The 16,815-nt window shown below is 62.6% G+C and carries 15 protein-coding genes and 1 pseudogene; 5 read left to right on the top strand and 11 right to left on the bottom strand.

The annotated features are described in order from the left end of the window. Positions 1-257: 257 nt before the first annotated feature. Both HX811_RS30570 and HX811_RS30565 read left to right on the top strand, forming a co-directional pair. Positions 258-1,016: a hypothetical protein gene (locus HX811_RS30570; protein ID WP_003217193.1), complete on the top strand. Its 759-nt coding sequence runs from the start codon at positions 258-260 to the stop codon at positions 1,014-1,016. Positions 1,017-1,137: 121 nt separating this feature from the next. Continuing rightward, entirely contained in the window at positions 1,138-1,950 is an 813-nt protein-coding gene (locus HX811_RS30565; RefSeq protein WP_177048650.1) for an alpha/beta fold hydrolase, read from the top strand. 36 nt (positions 1,951-1,986) lie between these two features. Here the strand turns inward: HX811_RS30565 and HX811_RS32350 are convergent, their stop codons facing one another. From HX811_RS32350 to HX811_RS30550, 4 genes and pseudogenes are all read right to left on the bottom strand, one after another. Further along, positions 1,987-2,829, bottom strand: coding sequence for a methyl-accepting chemotaxis protein (locus tag HX811_RS32350; RefSeq protein WP_371132479.1), 843 nt, complete (start codon positions 2,827-2,829; stop codon positions 1,987-1,989). Between the two features lie 18 nt (positions 2,830-2,847). Further along, positions 2,848-3,072: pseudogene (locus HX811_RS32345) on the bottom strand (HAMP domain-containing protein); the annotation flags it as partial. 997 nt (positions 3,073-4,069) lie between these two features. Then, positions 4,070-5,494, bottom strand: a complete 1,425-nt coding sequence (locus tag HX811_RS30555; RefSeq protein ID WP_003217187.1) for a PLP-dependent aminotransferase family protein — start codon at positions 5,492-5,494, stop codon at positions 4,070-4,072. 203 nt (positions 5,495-5,697) lie between these two features. Then, positions 5,698-6,459 carry an SDR family oxidoreductase gene (locus HX811_RS30550; RefSeq protein WP_177048648.1) on the bottom strand — a complete coding sequence of 254 codons (762 nt, stop codon included), beginning with the start codon at positions 6,457-6,459 and terminating at the stop codon, positions 5,698-5,700. Positions 6,460-6,688: 229 nt separating this feature from the next. Here HX811_RS30550 and HX811_RS30545 point away from each other — a divergent pair, with 229 nt between their 5' ends. After that, on the top strand, positions 6,689-7,696 hold the full coding sequence (locus tag HX811_RS30545) for an NADP-dependent oxidoreductase (RefSeq protein WP_177048646.1): 1,008 nt from the start codon (positions 6,689-6,691) through the stop codon (positions 7,694-7,696). A gap of 139 nt (positions 7,697-7,835) precedes the next feature. On the opposite strand, the gene pyrF is transcribed toward HX811_RS30545, so the two are convergent. Continuing rightward, on the bottom strand, positions 7,836-8,534 hold the full coding sequence (gene pyrF / locus HX811_RS30540; RefSeq protein ID WP_003217180.1) for an orotidine-5'-phosphate decarboxylase: 699 nt from the start codon (positions 8,532-8,534) through the stop codon (positions 7,836-7,838). A gap of 290 nt (positions 8,535-8,824) precedes the next feature. On the opposite strand from pyrF, the gene HX811_RS30535 reads away from it, so the two are divergent. Together HX811_RS30535 and HX811_RS30530 are read left to right on the top strand one after the other, a co-directional pair. Next, entirely contained in the window at positions 8,825-9,589 is a 765-nt protein-coding gene (locus HX811_RS30535; protein ID WP_032898726.1) for a response regulator, read from the top strand. Further along, positions 9,589-10,626, top strand: coding sequence for a cell wall metabolism sensor histidine kinase WalK (locus tag HX811_RS30530; protein WP_177048644.1), 1,038 nt, complete (start codon positions 9,589-9,591; stop codon positions 10,624-10,626). The genes HX811_RS30535 and HX811_RS30530 overlap by 1 nt, the downstream gene beginning before the upstream one ends. Before the next feature lie 28 nt (positions 10,627-10,654). Here the strand turns inward: HX811_RS30530 and HX811_RS30525 are convergent, their stop codons facing one another. The 6 genes from HX811_RS30525 to HX811_RS30500 all read right to left on the bottom strand — a co-directional run bounded on the left by HX811_RS30525 (position 10,655) and on the right by HX811_RS30500 (position 16,615). Further along, positions 10,655-11,719: an AI-2E family transporter gene (locus HX811_RS30525; RefSeq protein WP_003217173.1), complete on the bottom strand. Its 1,065-nt coding sequence runs from the start codon at positions 11,717-11,719 to the stop codon at positions 10,655-10,657. Positions 11,720-11,792: 73 nt separating this feature from the next. Further along, positions 11,793-12,611 carry a DUF4892 domain-containing protein gene (locus HX811_RS30520; protein ID WP_177048642.1) on the bottom strand — a complete coding sequence of 273 codons (819 nt, stop codon included), beginning with the start codon at positions 12,609-12,611 and terminating at the stop codon, positions 11,793-11,795. A 102-nt stretch (positions 12,612-12,713) separates the two neighbouring features. Next, positions 12,714-13,568 carry an alpha/beta hydrolase gene (locus HX811_RS30515; RefSeq protein WP_087695368.1) on the bottom strand — a complete coding sequence of 285 codons (855 nt, stop codon included), beginning with the start codon at positions 13,566-13,568 and terminating at the stop codon, positions 12,714-12,716. Beyond that, positions 13,565-14,374: an alpha/beta fold hydrolase gene (locus tag HX811_RS30510; protein WP_008431257.1), complete on the bottom strand. Its 810-nt coding sequence runs from the start codon at positions 14,372-14,374 to the stop codon at positions 13,565-13,567. The genes HX811_RS30515 and HX811_RS30510 overlap by 4 nt, the downstream gene beginning before the upstream one ends. A gap of 98 nt (positions 14,375-14,472) precedes the next feature. Next, a complete protein-coding gene (locus tag HX811_RS30505; RefSeq protein WP_003217165.1) occupies positions 14,473-14,916 on the bottom strand; it encodes a hotdog fold thioesterase in 444 nt (147 codons plus the stop codon). Positions 14,917-14,947: 31 nt separating this feature from the next. Continuing rightward, positions 14,948-16,615: an AMP-binding protein gene (locus tag HX811_RS30500; protein WP_177048640.1), complete on the bottom strand. Its 1,668-nt coding sequence runs from the start codon at positions 16,613-16,615 to the stop codon at positions 14,948-14,950. Positions 16,616-16,815: the final 200 nt, after the last annotated feature.

Here is a 16,815-nt window from a genome sequence, read left to right as displayed (position 1 = left end):
AATCAATGACTTCGCCGTGGTTTACGGGGGTTGCAAGGGTTTCTCGCCGTCCAGGCTTTGGCGCCTATATTCTGGCGTTCCACAAGGCGCTATAGTTCGCCACAGCAAATGATGGCAATGTGCATCTACGCAGGGACTGCCCCGCTATATAGAAGAAACTACTGACGCAACTGGTCGCTCAGTCCTATCCGGTCACTGCACCAGTCACTACACTTCAATGCAACCCCCATAAAGAGGTCACACCGGTGACACCACTCATGATCACCCTGCTGGTAATAGCCGGGATCGTAATACTGATCGCCATTGGCTACATGAACCACGTGGTGGAAAACAATAAGCTGGAAAAGAACCGGACCCGGATCGAACTCAATGACCGGCTGCGCCGCTGCGGCGAAATCACCGAGACCTTCCCTGGCCAGTTGATGACGCCGCGACTCAAGTTGCTGCTGACCCGCCTGGAGCTCAACGTCAACCAGCGCCTGCTGAACCTCGACAAGTCCAATGCGTCGCTCAAGGCACGCATCACTGAACTCAACGCGCTGGTGGCCCAGGGCGAATCGATTCCGGTGAACAACCCGCCCGGCCCGATCCAGACCGAAGCCAAGGCCAAGGATGTACGTTTCCTGCTCGAAGCACTGCATGGCCAGGTGACCCGAGCGGCCCAGGACGGTTTCCTGCCGACCAATGAAGCTAAGCACTGGATCAAGGAAATCCGCCATATCCTGGTGCTGCTGCACATCGAGTTCTTCAACAACCTGGGCCAGCACGCGCTGCAACAAGGCCAGCCGGGCCAGGCTCGCCTGGCGTTCGAACGCGGCGTGCAGTACCTGCGCAAGCAACCGGAGCCGGTGGTGTACAGCCAGCAGCTGCAATTGCTCGAGAAACAGCTGGCGCGCGCCAACTCCATGGTGCTGTCCAACCTTGAACCGGCTGAAGACGAGGTCAACGAATTGACCGAAGGCTTGAAAGTGGTGGATGCGGACGCCGACTGGAAGAAGAAAGCCATCTACGACTGATCCCCTGCCATTGTGGTGGGCGGCAAACCCGCTCGCCACATGCCATCACTCTGCACCTATCCCCTTCCCCTCGAATAGCGTAAAAAAGGCCCCTCTCTCCGTTAACGAAAAGGGCTTCGCCATGCCTGTCGTGCTCATCGATGGACAACCGCTGCACTACCTCGACCAGGGCACCGGCCCGGCCGTTCTCCTCGGTTCCAGCTACCTGTGGGATAGCCAGATGTGGGCGCCGCAGATCGAAGCGCTGTCGCAACAGTACCGGGTGATCGTCCCCGAGCTTTGGGGCCACGGCGAGTCCGGCGCACTGCCTGCAAACACTGCATCCCTGGACGACCTCGCACGCCAGCACCTGGCGCTGCTGGATCACCTGGACATTGCCCAGGTCAACCTCGTGGGCTTGTCGGTCGGCGGCATGTGGGGCGCACGCCTGGCGCTGCTGGCACCCGGACGGGTCAACAGCCTGGTGCTGATGGACACGCACCTGGGCGCCGAGCCGGAAGCCACTCGCCAATACTACTTTTCGCTGTTCAAGATGATCGAAGACGCCGGCGCCATTCCGGAACCGCTGCTGGATGTGGTGGCGCCGATCTTCTTCCGTCCCGGTATCGACCGGGAGTCGGCCTTGTACCAGGATTTCCGCAACGCACTGCAGGCCTTCCCCAAGGAGCGCCTGGTGCACAGCATCGTGCCCCTGGGCCGGATTATCTTCAGCCGCGCGGATGTGCTGGAACAACTGGCGCGCCTCGACACCGACACCACCCTGGTGATGTGTGGCGAGCAGGACAAGCCACGCCCACCGGCCGAATCAGAAGAAATGGCGGCCTTGATCGGCTGCGCGCTGATGTTGATTCCGCACGCCGGGCATATCTCCAGCCGGGAAAACCCCGATTTCGTCAACGAAGCGCTGCTGACCTTCCTGGCCAACAACGCCTGACCGCCCTGCCCTTTGATCGCCGCAGGCCTGCGGTGATCAAAGGCGGAAGTGCCCGACCATCCCCTTAAGCTCCGTACCCAACTGCGCCAGTTCGATGCTCGACGCTGCATTGCCCTGCATGCTCAACGCCGATTGATCGGCACTCGCACGGATGCTGGTGACGCTGCGGTTGATTTCCTCGGCCACCGAGCTTTGCTCTTCGGCCGCCGCGGCAATCTGCTGGTTCATCTGCTGGATCAACGACACCGCCGCCGCGATGCTGCCCAGGGCGCTTTCGGTTTCCAGGGCATCACTGACCGCCAGCTTGACCAGTTCGCCGCTCTGCCTGATCTGCTGCACCGAAGCCTGCGCAGCGCTGCGCAAGGTACTCACCAACCGTTCGATTTCCTCGGTCGATTGCTGGGTGCGCTTGGCCAGCGCCCGCACCTCGTCGGCCACCACGGCAAAACCGCGGCCCTGCTCGCCCGCCCGCGCCGCCTCGATGGCCGCATTCAGCGCCAGCAGGTTGGTTTGCTCGGCCACGCTCTTGATCACCTCAAGGACGGTGCCGATAGTCTGGATCTCCGCGCTCAGGCTTTCGATGCTGGTACTGGCGGAGGTCGCGGAGCTGGCCAGCAACTCGATACGCTGCAAGCTCTGACGCACCACCTGCTGGCCGCTGTCGACCTTGTCATCCGCCGTCTGCGCCGCCTGGGCCGCTTCTTCGGCGTTGCGCGCCACATCGTGCACGGTGGCGGTCATCTGGTTCATGGCCGTGGCCACCTGCTCGGTTTCTTCCTTCTGGCTGCTGACCTCGATATTGGTCTGCTCGGTGACGCTGGACAGCGAATGGGCCGAGCTGGCCAGTTGCTCGATACCCGCCTGCAACCCGCTGACCATGCTGCTCAGGCCGCTGCTCATCTGTTGCATCGCGAGCATCAACTGGCCCATCTCGTCCCGGCGACTGACTTCCATACGGCCACTGAGATCACCGGCGGCAATCTGCTGGGCCACTGCAATCACGCTGCGCAACGGTGCAACGATCAAACGGGTAATGATCCACGCGGCAATCAGCCCGACCAATAACGCCAACGCCGAAGAACCGATGATCAGCAACGCGCTTTTCTTCAACTGCGCCTGCATCGACAGGTCTTCTGCGTCGTAGGCCTGATTGACCCGGGTGACCACTTCGGCTGCACGTTCGTGCAACTGCTTGTAGACGACTTTTTCCTGGGCCAGCAGCCCGGTGTATTCGCCGAGTTTTTCGCTGAAGGCCGCAATATGCCCGGACACTTCGTTAAGCACGGTTTGGTAGCCAGGATCCTTGACGGTGGTTTTCAGCTGTTCGACCTGGGCCAGGGCCTGATCGGCCTGCTCGATCTTACCCTGCTCGGCGTTCTCGTCATCGCCCTTGCGGCTCTGGTCCAGGCGCACGTGCGCTTCGTTCATGGCCTGCAGCATCAGGCGCGAGACCTGGCTGACCTGCCCCGCCTGCTCGATGAATTCGGCACCTTCCTTGCCCTGGCTTTCCTTGAGGCCATAGGCGCCGTCGTCCGCCAGCCCGGCCTGCAACACATCAAGGTTGTTGGCGACACTGGAGACCGACCAACTGGCCATTTCCAGCGCCAGGTCCTTGGTCTGGGTCAGCTCGACAAACTCATCGAACGCCTTGCGATACGCCGCCAGCGCCTGCTCGACGTCGCTCATCACCGGGACATTGGCAGGCGACTGGGCCTTGAGAATTACCGCCTGGGCGGCCAACGCGTCGACACTTTCGTGCAAGGCGTCCACCGACTTGGGGTCGGCATGCAACGCGTAGTCCTGCTCGATCAAGCGCACCTTGAGCAAGCCGCTGTTGAGCGCCGACATGGCTTTGAGGCCCTCGAAGCGCTGGCCAACGGTTTGCAGCGACCATACGCCAATCGCGGCCACCAATGCCGTCAACAGCAGTACCAGGGCAAAGCCCAAGCCCAGTTTCTTGGCCATACCGAGGTTGGCAAAACGTCGTTGCACGGCAGAAATCATTGCACTTGAGTCCTCTTGCAATGGCGAATGCCATCAAGCCAGGTTTCGATGCAGCGAGATTCGCAACCCCGGGGCACTGAATACAAGGGTTTGGCGCCACAATAATGGCAAAAAGCTACATCCTCGTCGTTTTCAGAATGGTAGAGGTCGATCCTGCCGGCCCCATGGCCTTGAACAACGCCAGTGCACGCTGATCAGAAGCGTAGGCCACATTGATGCGCAGCCAGTCGCTGGATTCGCCCGTCGGGCTGAAAAGCGTCCCCGGCGACAGCAACACCCCCAGCCGGCGAGCCCGCGCCTGCACGGTGGAACGGTCGCCGACACCAGGGCGCGCCCAGAGGAACATGCCCCCCGCCGGCACCGCAAACACCTCCCACTCTTCGTCTTCCAGCACCTGCAGGGTCATGGCCATTTCCGTGCTCAGCCGCCGGCGCAGGCGTTGCACCCACTTGCGGTAGGTACCATTGGCCAGCAACGTCGCCACCACCGCCTCGGCAAACCGCGAGGTGCCGATGCCGGTCAAGGTCTTGACCCTGGCCAATTGCGCGATGATCGCCCCGCTGGCCGTGAGGTACCCCACCCGCAAGGCGCTGCTGAGGGTCTTGGAAAAACTGGAGACATAGATCACCCGGTCCTCGTGGGGCAACGCCGACAACCGGGTGCACGTGGCATGTTGCAGGTCGCCATAGACGTCTTCCTCGATGATGAAGAAGTCCTGGGAATGGGCCAGTTGCAGCAAGCGCTCGGCCACCGCCAGGGACAGGCTGGTGCCGGTGGGGTTGTGATACAGGCTGTTGATGAACAGGCACTTGGGCCGGTGCCCGCGCAACAGCGCTTCCAGGGCAGGCATGTCCGGGCCGCCACGGGTACGCGGCACTTCCAGCAGCTTGACACCATGAAAGGCCAGTTGGCGGTAAAGGTTGCCGTACCCCGGGCTTTCCACCACCACGGTGTCGCCGGCCTTGAGCAGCGTGCGGATCAGCAGGTCCTGGGCGTGGCTCGCGCCGTGGGTGGTGAGGATATGCTCGACCCGGGTTGCCACCTGGATGTGCGCCAGGCGCTTGAGCAGTTGTTCACGCAGGGCCGGCAGGCCCAGCGGCGTGCTGTAGTTGAAGACGGCCGCGGTGTCGGTGCGGGTGACTTCACGAATCGCGTAGCTGATGTCGTCGCTCTCGCGCCAGGTGTCCGGCAGCCAGCCGCATCCCAGCTTCAGTTCGCCCAGTTGATTGTCGATGAAGGCGCCCCACCCAGACTCGGCGCCCTCATACCATTGGTTTTCACCGCGAAGACCACGCTCGGCGGGTGGCTGGGCCACACAGAAACCGGCGCCTTGCCTTGAGGCCAGCACCCCTTGGGCAACCATCCGCTCGAACGCCTCGATGACGCTGGACTGACTGAGCAGGTTCTCGTGGGCCAGTTGCCGCACCGAGGGCAACCGCGTCCCGGGGCTGGCGCCGCTCTCGCGAATCCAGGCGGCCAGCGCACTGACGATTTGCTGCACTACCGGTACAAGGGCTTGTCGATCGATCCCTAAATCCATGAGCCACTCACTTAAACTGTTGTCATTTAACCCAAACCAGTTAAGCACAGAAGCCCGATGACAGCTGCGATCAAGATTTATTAAATCATTGATTTAATTGAATTATTTACCTAGTGAAACACATTCATGTGAGGCATCTGGCCACCTGCAGAAAAACCCCACAGCGCCTCCAACGCTATTCTGAATGGCATCCGCCTCACTTCCTAAATCGCGGTCGCGCCACCGTCCACCGCCAATGCCTGGCCCGTGGTGAAGGCAGCACCGTCGCTGCACAGATAAAGCACGGCGCTGGCGATCTCCTCGACCTTGCCGATACGCCCGACCGGGTGCATGGCGGCGGCAAATTCGGCTTTGCGCGGGTCAGCTTCATAGGCACGGCGGAACATATCGGTGTCGATCACGGCCGGGCATACCGCATTGACGCGGATTTTCTTTTTCGCGTACTCGATCGCCGCCGACTTGGTCAGGCCGATCACCGCGTGCTTGGACGCGGCATAGATACTCATCTTCGGCGCCGCCCCAAGTCCTGCCACAGAAGCCGTGTTGACGATGGCGCCGCCGCCCTGAGCCAGCAGCAACGGCAGTTGATACTTCATGCACAGCCACACGCCCTTGACGTTGACGCCCATGATTGCGTCGAACTCATCCAGGCTGCCGTCCGCCAGCTTGCCCTTCTCGATCTCGATCCCGGCGTTGTTGAAGGCATAGTCCAACCGGCCATAGGTGGCCACGGTCTGCAGCATCAACTGCTGCACGTCCGCTTCGAGGGTGACATTGCAGCGCACAAACACCGCTTCGCCACCGGCCTGATGAATCAGCGCCACAGTGCCCTCGCCGCCAGCCGCGTCCAGGTCGGCGACTACGACTTTCAAGCCTTCAGCGGCGAACGCCAGCGAAGTGGCGCGGCCAATGCCGGCGGCCGCACCGGTCACCAGGGCGACCTGGCCGGAAAATGTCATGCTCATGGTGGATGTTCCTTCGATGGGGATGCTCGATGACCCCAGTCTAGCCAGAGCCACCATCGGCGCGTCAGCACTATCAAAAGCCCGGTTGGCGAACCATGAGCCGCAGTGATAACGGCACCGGCATCACTATCATTGCAGTGGATCGGTGGGCATTCGCAGGTGCCGCGCACCTTGCCGGTGCAGCCCGAAGGGTCTATCACTCAAGGTCCACTTCTCAAGAGTCGCTGCCATGTCTGCCCAGACCAACCGCCAATTCCTGCTCGCCAAACGCCCGGTCGGCGCGGCCACGCGGGACACCTTCACTTACCAGGAAGTGCCGGTGGGTACACCCCAGGACGGCCAGGTGCTGGTGCACAACGAATACCTGTCCCTCGACCCGGCCATGCGTGGCTGGATGAACGAGGGCAAATCCTACATTCCGCCGGTGGGTATCGGCGAAGTCATGCGCGCCCTGGGCGTAGGCAAGGTGATCGCGTCGAACAACCCGAAATTTGCCGTGGGCGACTACGTCAACGGTGCCTTGGGTGTGCAGGATTACTTCCTCGGTGAGCCGCGGGGTTTCTACAAGGTCGATCCGAAACTGGCGCCGTTGCCGCGTTATCTGTCGGCGCTGGGGATGACCGGCATGACCGCTTACTTCGCCCTGCTGGACACCGGCGCGCCCAAGGCCGGCGAGACCGTGGTGATCTCCGGCGCGGCAGGCGCGGTGGGCAGCATTGCCGGGCAGATTGCCAAGATCAAAGGCTGCCGCGTGGTAGGCATCGCTGGCGGCGCCGACAAATGCAGGTTCCTGGTGGATGAGCTGGGTTTTGATGCCGCCATCGACTACAAGAACGAAGACGTGCATGCCGGCCTCAAGCGCGAGTGCCCGAAAGGTGTGGACGTGTATTTCGATAACGTCGGCGGGGACATTCTCGATGCCGTGCTCAGCCGCCTGGCATTGAAAGCCCGCGTAGTGATCTGCGGCGCCATCAGCCAGTACAACAACAAGGAAGCTGTCAAAGGGCCGGCCAACTACCTGTCACTGCTGGTCAATCGTGCGCGCATGGAAGGGTTTGTGGTGATGGACCACGCGGCGAATTTTGCCGCTGCCGGGCAGGAAATGGCCGGCTGGATGGCTCAGGGCAAGCTCAAGAGCAAGGAAGATATAGTCGAGGGGCTGGAGACGTTCCCGGAAACGCTGATGAAACTGTTCAACGGTGAGAACTTTGGGAAGTTGGTGTTGAAGGTCAGCTGACACACCGCAGATCGTTCTGCACACACGGTTAATGTGGGAGCCGGCCTTGCCCGCGATGCAGGCGACTCGGTGTTTCAGTGATACCGAGGCGATGCTATCGCAGGCAAGCCAGCTCCCACAGAGACCGTGGTCGCTTTAGTCAGGCAATCTCGGCAACTACCGCTGCCAGCGCCTTGGCCGGGTCGGCCGCCTGGCTGATCGGGCGACCGATCACCAGGTAATCGGAACCGGCATCCAGGGCCTGGCGCGGGGTCAGGATGCGACGCTGGTCGTCCTGGGCGCTGCCCGCCGGGCGAATCCCCGGGGTCACCAGTTGCAGCGCCGGGTGGGCGGTCTTCAGCGCCTGGGCTTCCAGCGCCGAGCACACCAGGCCGTCCAGGCCAGCCTTTTGCGCCAGGGCCGCGAGGCGCAGCACTTGTTCCTGTGGCTCGATATCCAGGCCGATGCCGGCCAGGTCTTCACGCTCCATGCTGGTCAGCACGGTCACGCCAATCAGCAGTGGCTTGGGGCCGCTGCGCTGATCGAGCACTTCACGGCACGCAGCCATCATGCGCAAGCCGCCGGAGCAGTGCACGTTGACCATCCACACGCCCATTTCGGCGGCGGCCTTGACCGCCATCGCGGTGGTGTTGGGGATATCGTGGAATTTCAGGTCGAGGAACACCTCGAACCCTTTGTCACGCAAGGTGCCGACAATTTCGGCGGCACAACTGGTGAACAGTTCCTTGCCAACCTTGACCCGGCAAAGCTTGGGGTCCAACTGGTCAGCCAGCTTCAGTGCGGCGTCACGAGTTGGGTAATCCAGGGCGACGATGATAGGAGTCTGGCAGGCGGACATTGGAATGGGCTCTCAGGCAAGTCGAAATCGGCGCGGATTGTAGCGCAAGCAGCGGGTTTGCGGGATCCGATGATCGGTAATTCGCGATTTAGCCGCCAGATTGCGGGCTCCCGGGCAATTGTGTCGAAACAGATACATTCCCGACATGCCTGCAATACCCCCGAAGATTAGCCTCGCACACGTGAACCATCGTACAGAACTTCCAGCCCCGGGGCTGGGCGCCTATGCTGAACGCAACAACCTCGCCGCCGAGCTTCGGCCCGGCGGCCAACCAGGTAGATGATCGCACCATGCAAACCCTGACTCCTGTGCTGAATGACGATCAAAAAGCCTCGCTTGTCGGTGAAGACAAGCGCTGGAACACCCGCGCACTGATTGTCGACGACGACGTGCCGATCCGCGAACTGCTGATCGATTACCTGGCGCGCTTCAATATCCTCGCCAGCGGCGTGACCGATGGCGCGGCCATGCGCCAGGCCATGCAAGCCGAGACCTTCGACGTGGTGGTGCTCGACCTGATGCTGCCGGGCGAAGACGGCCTGTCGCTGTGCCGCTGGCTGCGGGCGGAATCGGACATCCCGATCCTGATGCTCACCGCCCGCTGCGAACCTACCGACCGCATTATCGGCCTGGAACTGGGGGCCGACGACTACATGTCCAAGCCCTTCGAGCCCCGTGAACTGGTGGCGCGCATCCAGACCATCCTGCGCCGGGTGCGGGATGACCGCACCGAGCAGCGGGCGAATATCCGCTTCGACAACTGGCGCCTCAACAGCGTGCTGCGCCAGCTGGTGGCCGACGACGGGCTGGTGGTGCCGCTGTCCAACGCCGAATTCCGTTTGCTGTGGGTGTTTATCGAGCGCCCGCGCCGGGTGCTGAGCCGTGAACAATTGCTGGACGCGGCCCGGGGTCGCTCCATCGAAGCCTTTGATCGCAGCATTGACCTGCTGGTCTCGCGCCTGCGCCAGAAGCTGGGGGACGACCCCAAGGCACCGCAGTTGATCAAGACCGTACGCGGTGAAGGCTACCTGTTCGACGCGCGGGATATCGGCTGATGCGCAACGCCTTCAACACCCTGTTCGGGCGGCTGTTCGGTGTGTTGCTGGTGGCGATTGTGCTGGCCCACGTGCTGGCATTCTTCTGGTTTCACCATTACGGCCCGCCGCCGCCACCGCCCCACGAGACCTTCATCGAGCAACCGGACGGCAGCCTGACGCCAATGCCCAAGGAGCATCGCCGTCCCTGGTTCGGCGGGCCTGTGGTGCCGCTGACCTTCCAGTTTATCTCGCTGATCATCGCCGCCTGGTACGGCGCCAAGCTGCTCAGCCGGCCGATCCAGCGCCTGAGCGCCGCGGCCGAGCGCCTGAGCCTGGACCTCGACAGCCCACCGCTGAACGAGTCCGGCCCACGGGAGGCTCGGCAAGCGGCATCGACCTTCAACCTGATGCAAAAGCGCATCCGCGAACAGGTCACCCAGCGTGCCCGCATGCTGGGCGCCGTGTCCCACGACCTGCGCACGCCGCTGTCACGGCTCAAGCTGCGCCTGGAACAGATCGAAGACACCAAGCTGCAGGGCCAGATGCGCCAGGACCTGGACGACATGATCGGCATGCTCGACGCCACCCTGAGCTACCTGCACGAGCAGCGCACCAGCGAAACCCGGCATTGGCTGGATGTGCAGGCGCTGGTGGAGTCCCTGAGTGAAAACGCCCAGGACCGCGGCTCCGATGTGCAATGCAGTGGTGAGTGCGCGCCGCTGCAAGTGCAACCGATGGCCCTGCGTTCGTGCCTGAACAACCTGATCGACAACGCCCTGCGGTACGCCGGCACCGCGCGCATCGAACTCGCGGACACTCCGCAGGCGCTGGTGGTGAAGGTGATCGACCACGGCCCGGGCATTGCGGCGGATAAACGCGAGGCGGTGTTTGAACCGTTTTATCGGCTGGAAGGCTCGCGCAACCGCAATTCCGGTGGCGTGGGGTTGGGCATGACGATTTCCAAGGAAGCCGTGGAACGCCTAGGTGGACGGCTGAGCCTGGAGGAAACTCCGGGCGGCGGCCTTACCGCCGTAATGTGGCTGCCAAGGGCGTAGGAATGGTTCCTGCGCCCTGCAGGAACCATTACTGCCCGGTTTTATCTTCCCGCCGCACCTGAGCTTGGGTGGCACTCCAGTCGGTCAACAAGCTATACGCCACCGCCAGCAATGTCGGGCCGATAAACAGGCCGATAAAGCCGAACGCAATCAACCCGCCAAACACCCCCAGCAACACGATCACCAGCGGCAGGTTGCCGCCACGGCTGATCAGGTAGGGCTTGAGCACGTTGTCGACGCCGCTGATGATGAACGTGCCCCATACACCGAGGAACACCGCATAGGTGTAGTCGCCCTTCCAGGCGAGCCAGGCGGTGGCCGGAATCCAGATCAGCGGCGGGCCCATCGGAATGAGGCTGAGCAGGAACGTCACGATCCCCAGCACCAAAGCCCCCGGAACACCGGCAATCCAGAAGCCGATCAGCGCCAGCAAGGCCTGGGCGGCAGCGGTGCCGATCACACCGTTGACCACCCGCTGCACCGTACCCGCGACCAGTTCGATGTAATAACCCGCCCGGTCGCCGATCAACCGCTCCAGCAAGCGATGCACAAACATCGCGAGACGCGGCCCGTCACGGTAGAAAAAGAACACGAACACCAGGCTCAGGGTCAGTTCCAGGATGCCGCCGCCGATCTGCGCACTGCGGGCCAGCAACCAGTTGCCGACCTGGCCCAGGTACGGTTTCAACGTAACCATCAGTGCCGCGCCCTGCTGGTCGATGCTGTCCCACATCGCCACCAATCGTTCGCCGACAAAGGGAATGGAGCCGAGCCAGGTGGGCGCCGCAGGCAAGCCATCCACCTGGATATCCTTGATCAGGCCCACGGCATCGCGCACATGGTCGGCCAGGTTGAACCCCAGCCAAACCAGCGGCAACGCCACCAATAGCATCCAGACCAGGGTCAGGATCCCGGCGGCCAGCGATTCGCGACCGCCCAGCCAGCGGGTGAGCAAGCGCATCACCGGCCAACTGGCAAACGCCAGTACCGCGCCCCAGAACAGCGCCGACCAGAACGGCGCCATCACCCAGAAGCTGGCACCAAACAACACCAGCAGCAGGATCTGCACCAGCAGGCGATCGTTATTGAGCATGTGGTTTCTCGAAAAGAAGTCTGTAAGAGGAAGAGCTTAGGCGAACGGCGCGGGTCCGTTCGCCCTGGAACGGTCAGCGTATCAGATGCAGGTGCAAACCCTTGGCTTCGGTGGTGCCGGTTTCCAGGCGCGCCGCACGTACGCCCTGATCGATCAAGCCCTGGCGCCATGCCTCGGCGGTGGGCCCGGTCAAACTGACCCGCAACGTGGCATCCAGGTTCAATCCGCGGGAAATAAGGGTGAGCCAGGTGGCGTCAGGCTCGGCGCCCAGCTTGGGAAAATCCAGCTCGCCAGTGCTTTTCAGTTCCCGCAGCAGCGTAGCGGAGGTCGGCAGCAAATCGCCCAACGGTGCGCTGGCGTCCATCTGTTCCACGTGCAGGTACGCCCGTCGATTGCCCCGGGTGATGCCGTACAACGCGACCAGGGAGTTGTCCTGCGGGGCCGCCAGGCGCAGCAGCAGGTATTCCTGCTGGCCGTCGGCGCCCACCAGCTTGGCATTGCCGAACACTTCATTGGCCCACAAGCTGCTTTCGCCGCAATCACGGGCCTGGCACCAGAACAGCAGTTGCGCGCCCTGGGCCTGCAAGGCTTCACGGGTGGCGGTAAAGGCGGCGCTGGAGGTGTGCTCGGCAGGCAGTTCGTAGGTGATGGCAGTGGCTTGGCCGCGGGCGGTGGCCTGGCCTTCATAGCGCAGCTGGCCGCTGATCTTGCGGATCGAGCCCAGCGGGTAGATACGTTCTTTCTCTTCGGCGGGACGGTAGTCGACGATCTGCGCGTCGACCTGACGGGCTACGGCGGGCAAGTCCTGGCTACCCGATACGTCGGCGGCAAACACCAGCGGGCTGAAACAGCACAGCCCCAGAACACGGAAAAATCCCTTCGGCATACTCATCGGATCGGCGCGCCCTGGCCATTGGGGTGCGCTGCGGTGTTGAGATCGTTCATGGTTGACTCCCTTTCGATCCGCCCAGCCTCGGCAGTTGACCCCGCCAAGTCAAGGCGTGGAGAAGAACCGATTGAAACAGTCTGCAACAAGGGTAGCGCCTGGCTCGTCATTCAGGTGCAAATGATGGCCACCGGGCAAGGTAGTCACCTGGAACGGAAGCCCGGAAAGCAATTCGGAATGTTTCGCCAACATGCCGTCTTCGGCGACCACCAACTGTGTCGGACAGCCGACTCGGCGCACGAAGGCCATCGCCTGTTCTTCTGTCAGGCGCATGGGGGAGGCCAGGGTCAGGCGGCTGTCGCTGCGCCAGGTGTAACCACCCGGCACGGGCATCAAGCCACGCTGGGCCAGCAGTTCGGCGGCTTCACGACTGACTGCCACCACGCCTTTCATCCGCGCTTCCACCGCGCGATCAAGGGTGCTGTACACCGGCTTGCGCTTGTCCTGCAGGTTCATTTGCGCCTGCAACGCCATGCCGAGGCGTTCGGCGGCGTTGTCTGCGGTGCCGGTCGGCGGGATCACGCCATCAATCAATCCCAGGTGCGTCACCCGCTCCGGCAAGGCGCCGGCCAACACCAGGGAAACGATGGCGCCGAGGGAGTGGCCAAGTAATGCAAAACGTTTCCACCCGAGTTGTTCGGCGACTTGCAGCACGTCGTGGACGTAATCCCACAGGGAATAACCGGCGCCAACGGGTCGATGGGCCGAGTGACCATGGCCGGCCATGTCCAGCGCAACGATGCGCAGGCCATCGAGTTTCGGTGCCAGCCGGGCGAAGCTGTTGGCGTTGTCCAGCCAGCCATGCAGGGCAATCACCGGCAGGCCATCTTCAGGGCCGAACAGATGCGCCGCCAACTCGATGTGCGGCAGCGCCAGGCGGACTTCTTCGACGGGCGCAGTCATGCGCAACTGCGCTCGCGCTGGCGAGCTTCCCAACGGGCAAACAGGTTCTTGATCAAAGTGGCGGTGTCCTGTGGGCGTTCAAGGGGAAACATGTGGCCGCCGGGCATGGTCAGCATTTCGCCCATGGGCATGCGCCCCACGCCGCTGGCATGGTGACGCATCACCACCCGGCTCTGGCGACCACGCACCACCGCCAGCGGCACTTTCAGTTGCCGGGCCTGGCCGGGGCTGGTGTGGGGTACGCCGCGGTAGATGCTGATTTCGGTGGCCGGATCAAAGCGCAGGCGCAGGCGATCACCCACCGGTTCCAGGCCGTGTTGCAGGTAGGCATCAAAACAGTCGGGATCAAAGCCGCGAAACAAGGTCTTGCCAGCGAAGTACTGGCGCGCAGCCGCCAGGTCGGCGAACTCTTCACGACGGCCCAGGGTGCGCCCCGCCGGGGTCAGCCGGTCAATAAAGCCGAAACGCTTGGCCGCGCGAATCACCCAGCGATCGGCCAGGGTCAGTACCGGCGAATCCAGCATCACCACCCCGCGATACAGCTGCGGGCTACGCATGGCCGCGTGCAGGTGCAGCACGCCACCCAACGAATGGCCCACGCCCCACACCGGCTCCGGTTGTTGCTCAAGGTGGTGGATCAGTTCGTCCACCAGGTTCTGCCAATTGTCATCCACTGGAAACCGGGGGTCGTGACCGTGCTGCGGCAAATGCGCGACGGCGTACTCCGGGGCCAGGGCGGCAAACAATTTGCCGTAGGTCGCCGAAGGAAAGCCATTGGCGTGAGCGAAAAACACGTGCTGCGACATACCTGATCCATCATCGTAAACAGAGTGTTGATTCTCCCCAGACCGGGCAGTCACGGCAATGACTGTAACTGCCAGGAATGATGACACTCACGCCACGCCTATCGGGCCGGCGGGGTCTCGCCCAGCGGCACCACGGCCATGGTCAGGCGCGACACACAGCTGGCCTTGCCTTCATCGCTGGTCAGGCGGATGTCCCACACGTGGGTGGTGCGCCCGATATGAATCGGCTTGGCCACCGCCGTCACCCGCCCGCTGCGCAAGCCGCGCAGGTGGTTGGCGTTGATTTCCAGGCCCACGCAATAGAACTTGCTGGCGTCGATGCACAGGTAACTGGCCATGGAGCCCACGGTTTCCGCGAGTACCACCGACGCGCCGCCGTGCAGCAGGCCGTAGGGTTGATGGGTGCGGTGGTCGATCACCATGCTGGCCGTCAGGGACTCGTCGTCAAAACGTTCAAAGCGGATATCCAGTACTTCACCGATGGTGTTTTTCTGAATCGCATTCAGTTGCTCGATATTCGGTTGGGTGCGCCACAGGCTCATTGATCGGTCCTTATTGGTTTTATGTCAGTGCTCAATCCTGCCACAGCACGGCTTCGGAGCGCTCGCTCCAGGCCAGGAACTGCGACCCGTAGGCTGATTCAATCACGTTGCGCTTGATCTTCAAGGTCGGCGTGAGAAAACCGTTTTCCACCGCCCAACTGTCTTTCACCACCACCAGTTGGCGCAAGCGCTCATGTTTATCCAGCACCTGGTTGACCTCTTCCAGCAAGCGTTCAAGGCTGCCCTGCAAAGCCTGGCGCCCAGCGCCTGCGGCATCTTGCAGACCCACGGCAGATAACACGCACAGGCCCATGGGCGCACTCAAGCCATCGCCCACCACGCACACCTGCTCGATGCGTGCATGTTCGGCCAGGCGGTTTTCAATCGGCGCCGGGGCCACGTATTTGCCTTTGCTGGTCTTGAAGATTTCCTTGAGCCGCCCGGTCAGCCGCAGGCGGCCATCGGTGCCCTGCTCGCCCTTGTCGCCGGTGCGCAGGAAGCCGTCGGCGGTGAGGGTCTCGGCAGTTTTTGCCGGGTCCTTGTAATAACCGAGCATGGTCGCGCCGCTGCGTACCTGGACTTCGCCGTCGTCACCGATGCGCACTTCGACGTCCGGGCATGGCGGGCCTATCCAGCCGAGTTTCTGCTGGCCGGGGCGGCACACGTGGGAGTAGCCGCAGCTTTCGGTCATGCCATAGACCTCCAGCACATCCAGGCCCAGCCGGCGATACCAGACCAACAGTGCTTCGGGCACGGGGGCTGCACCGGAGATCGCCACGCGCACAACGTCCAGGCCCAACCCGGCGAGCACTTTGTGGCCGACCCGTTTGCCGATGAAGGGCAAGCGCAGCAAGGTATCGAGGCGGCTTGCGGGGATTTTGCTATAGACGCCCATCTGGAATTTGGTCCAGATCCGCGGTACGCCGAACAGCGCTGTTGGCCTCGCCCGTTTGAGGTCTGTCAGAAAAGTGTCGAGGCTCTCGGCGAAAAATACTGTCTGTCCGGTGTAGATCGAGGCCATCTCCACGAACATGCGTTCGGCGACGTGGCACAGCGGCAGGTAGGACAGCAGGCGGTCGCCCTCCCCCAGGCCGAACAGTTCAGTGCCGCGGATGGCCGCGAAGGCCAGCGCGCCGAAGCTGTGCATCACGCCCTTGGGCAGGCCGGTGGTGCCGGAGGTGTAGATGATGGTGGCTAGATCGGATGCTGCGGGCGCGGGGTTGTCCTGAATGGGTGAGCAGGCTTGCAGGTCGGCCCAGGTGAAATCGAATTCGCCATCGGGGCACAGCGGCAGGCTGATGGTGGGCAGGTCGGCCTTTACTCCGGCGGACATGGCGGGCCAGTCGTCCAGTTTGCCGATAAATGCCAGTGCGGCTTCGGAATGCTCGAGTACGTGGGCGACGGAGTCGGCGGTGAGGTTGGGGTAGAGCGGGACCGAGACGTGGCCGGCCATCCAGATGGCGAGGTCGGCGATGATCCAGTGGGCGCAGTTTTTCGAGATCAGGGCGATGTGGGAGCCCTGGGGCAGGTCGCGGGCTCGCAGCCAGTGGGCGGCGCAGCGGGCCTGGTGACCGGCTTCGGCCCAGGTGAGGGTTTGGACCTCGCCGCCCTTGATGGGCTGAACCAGGAATCGTTGCCGTGGGTGGCGGGCTTCGCGGTCGAAGAAGACTTGCAGCGGCAAACGAATAGCGACAGACATGGACGCGCTCCTTTGTGTTCCGACGGTAGCCAACCAAGCACTTGCTTGGCTGACTATTTCATGGGAGCGCGGGGGGTGCAAGTTCTGCTGTTTTTGGGGGCATATCCGTTATTCAGGTAACGGCCGCTTATGGTTCCGCGCTTACAGCGGCTCACTTTTGAACAGCGCAAAAGTAAGCAAAACGCTCTTGCCCCACCACT

Origin of the sequence: Pseudomonas sp. F8002, from assembly GCF_013385495.1 — a bacterium.
Lineage (GTDB): Bacteria > Pseudomonadota > Gammaproteobacteria > Pseudomonadales > Pseudomonadaceae > Aquipseudomonas.
The sequence above is the reverse complement of the archived record's forward strand: the minus strand, read 5'-3'. Positions and strand labels throughout refer to the sequence as shown.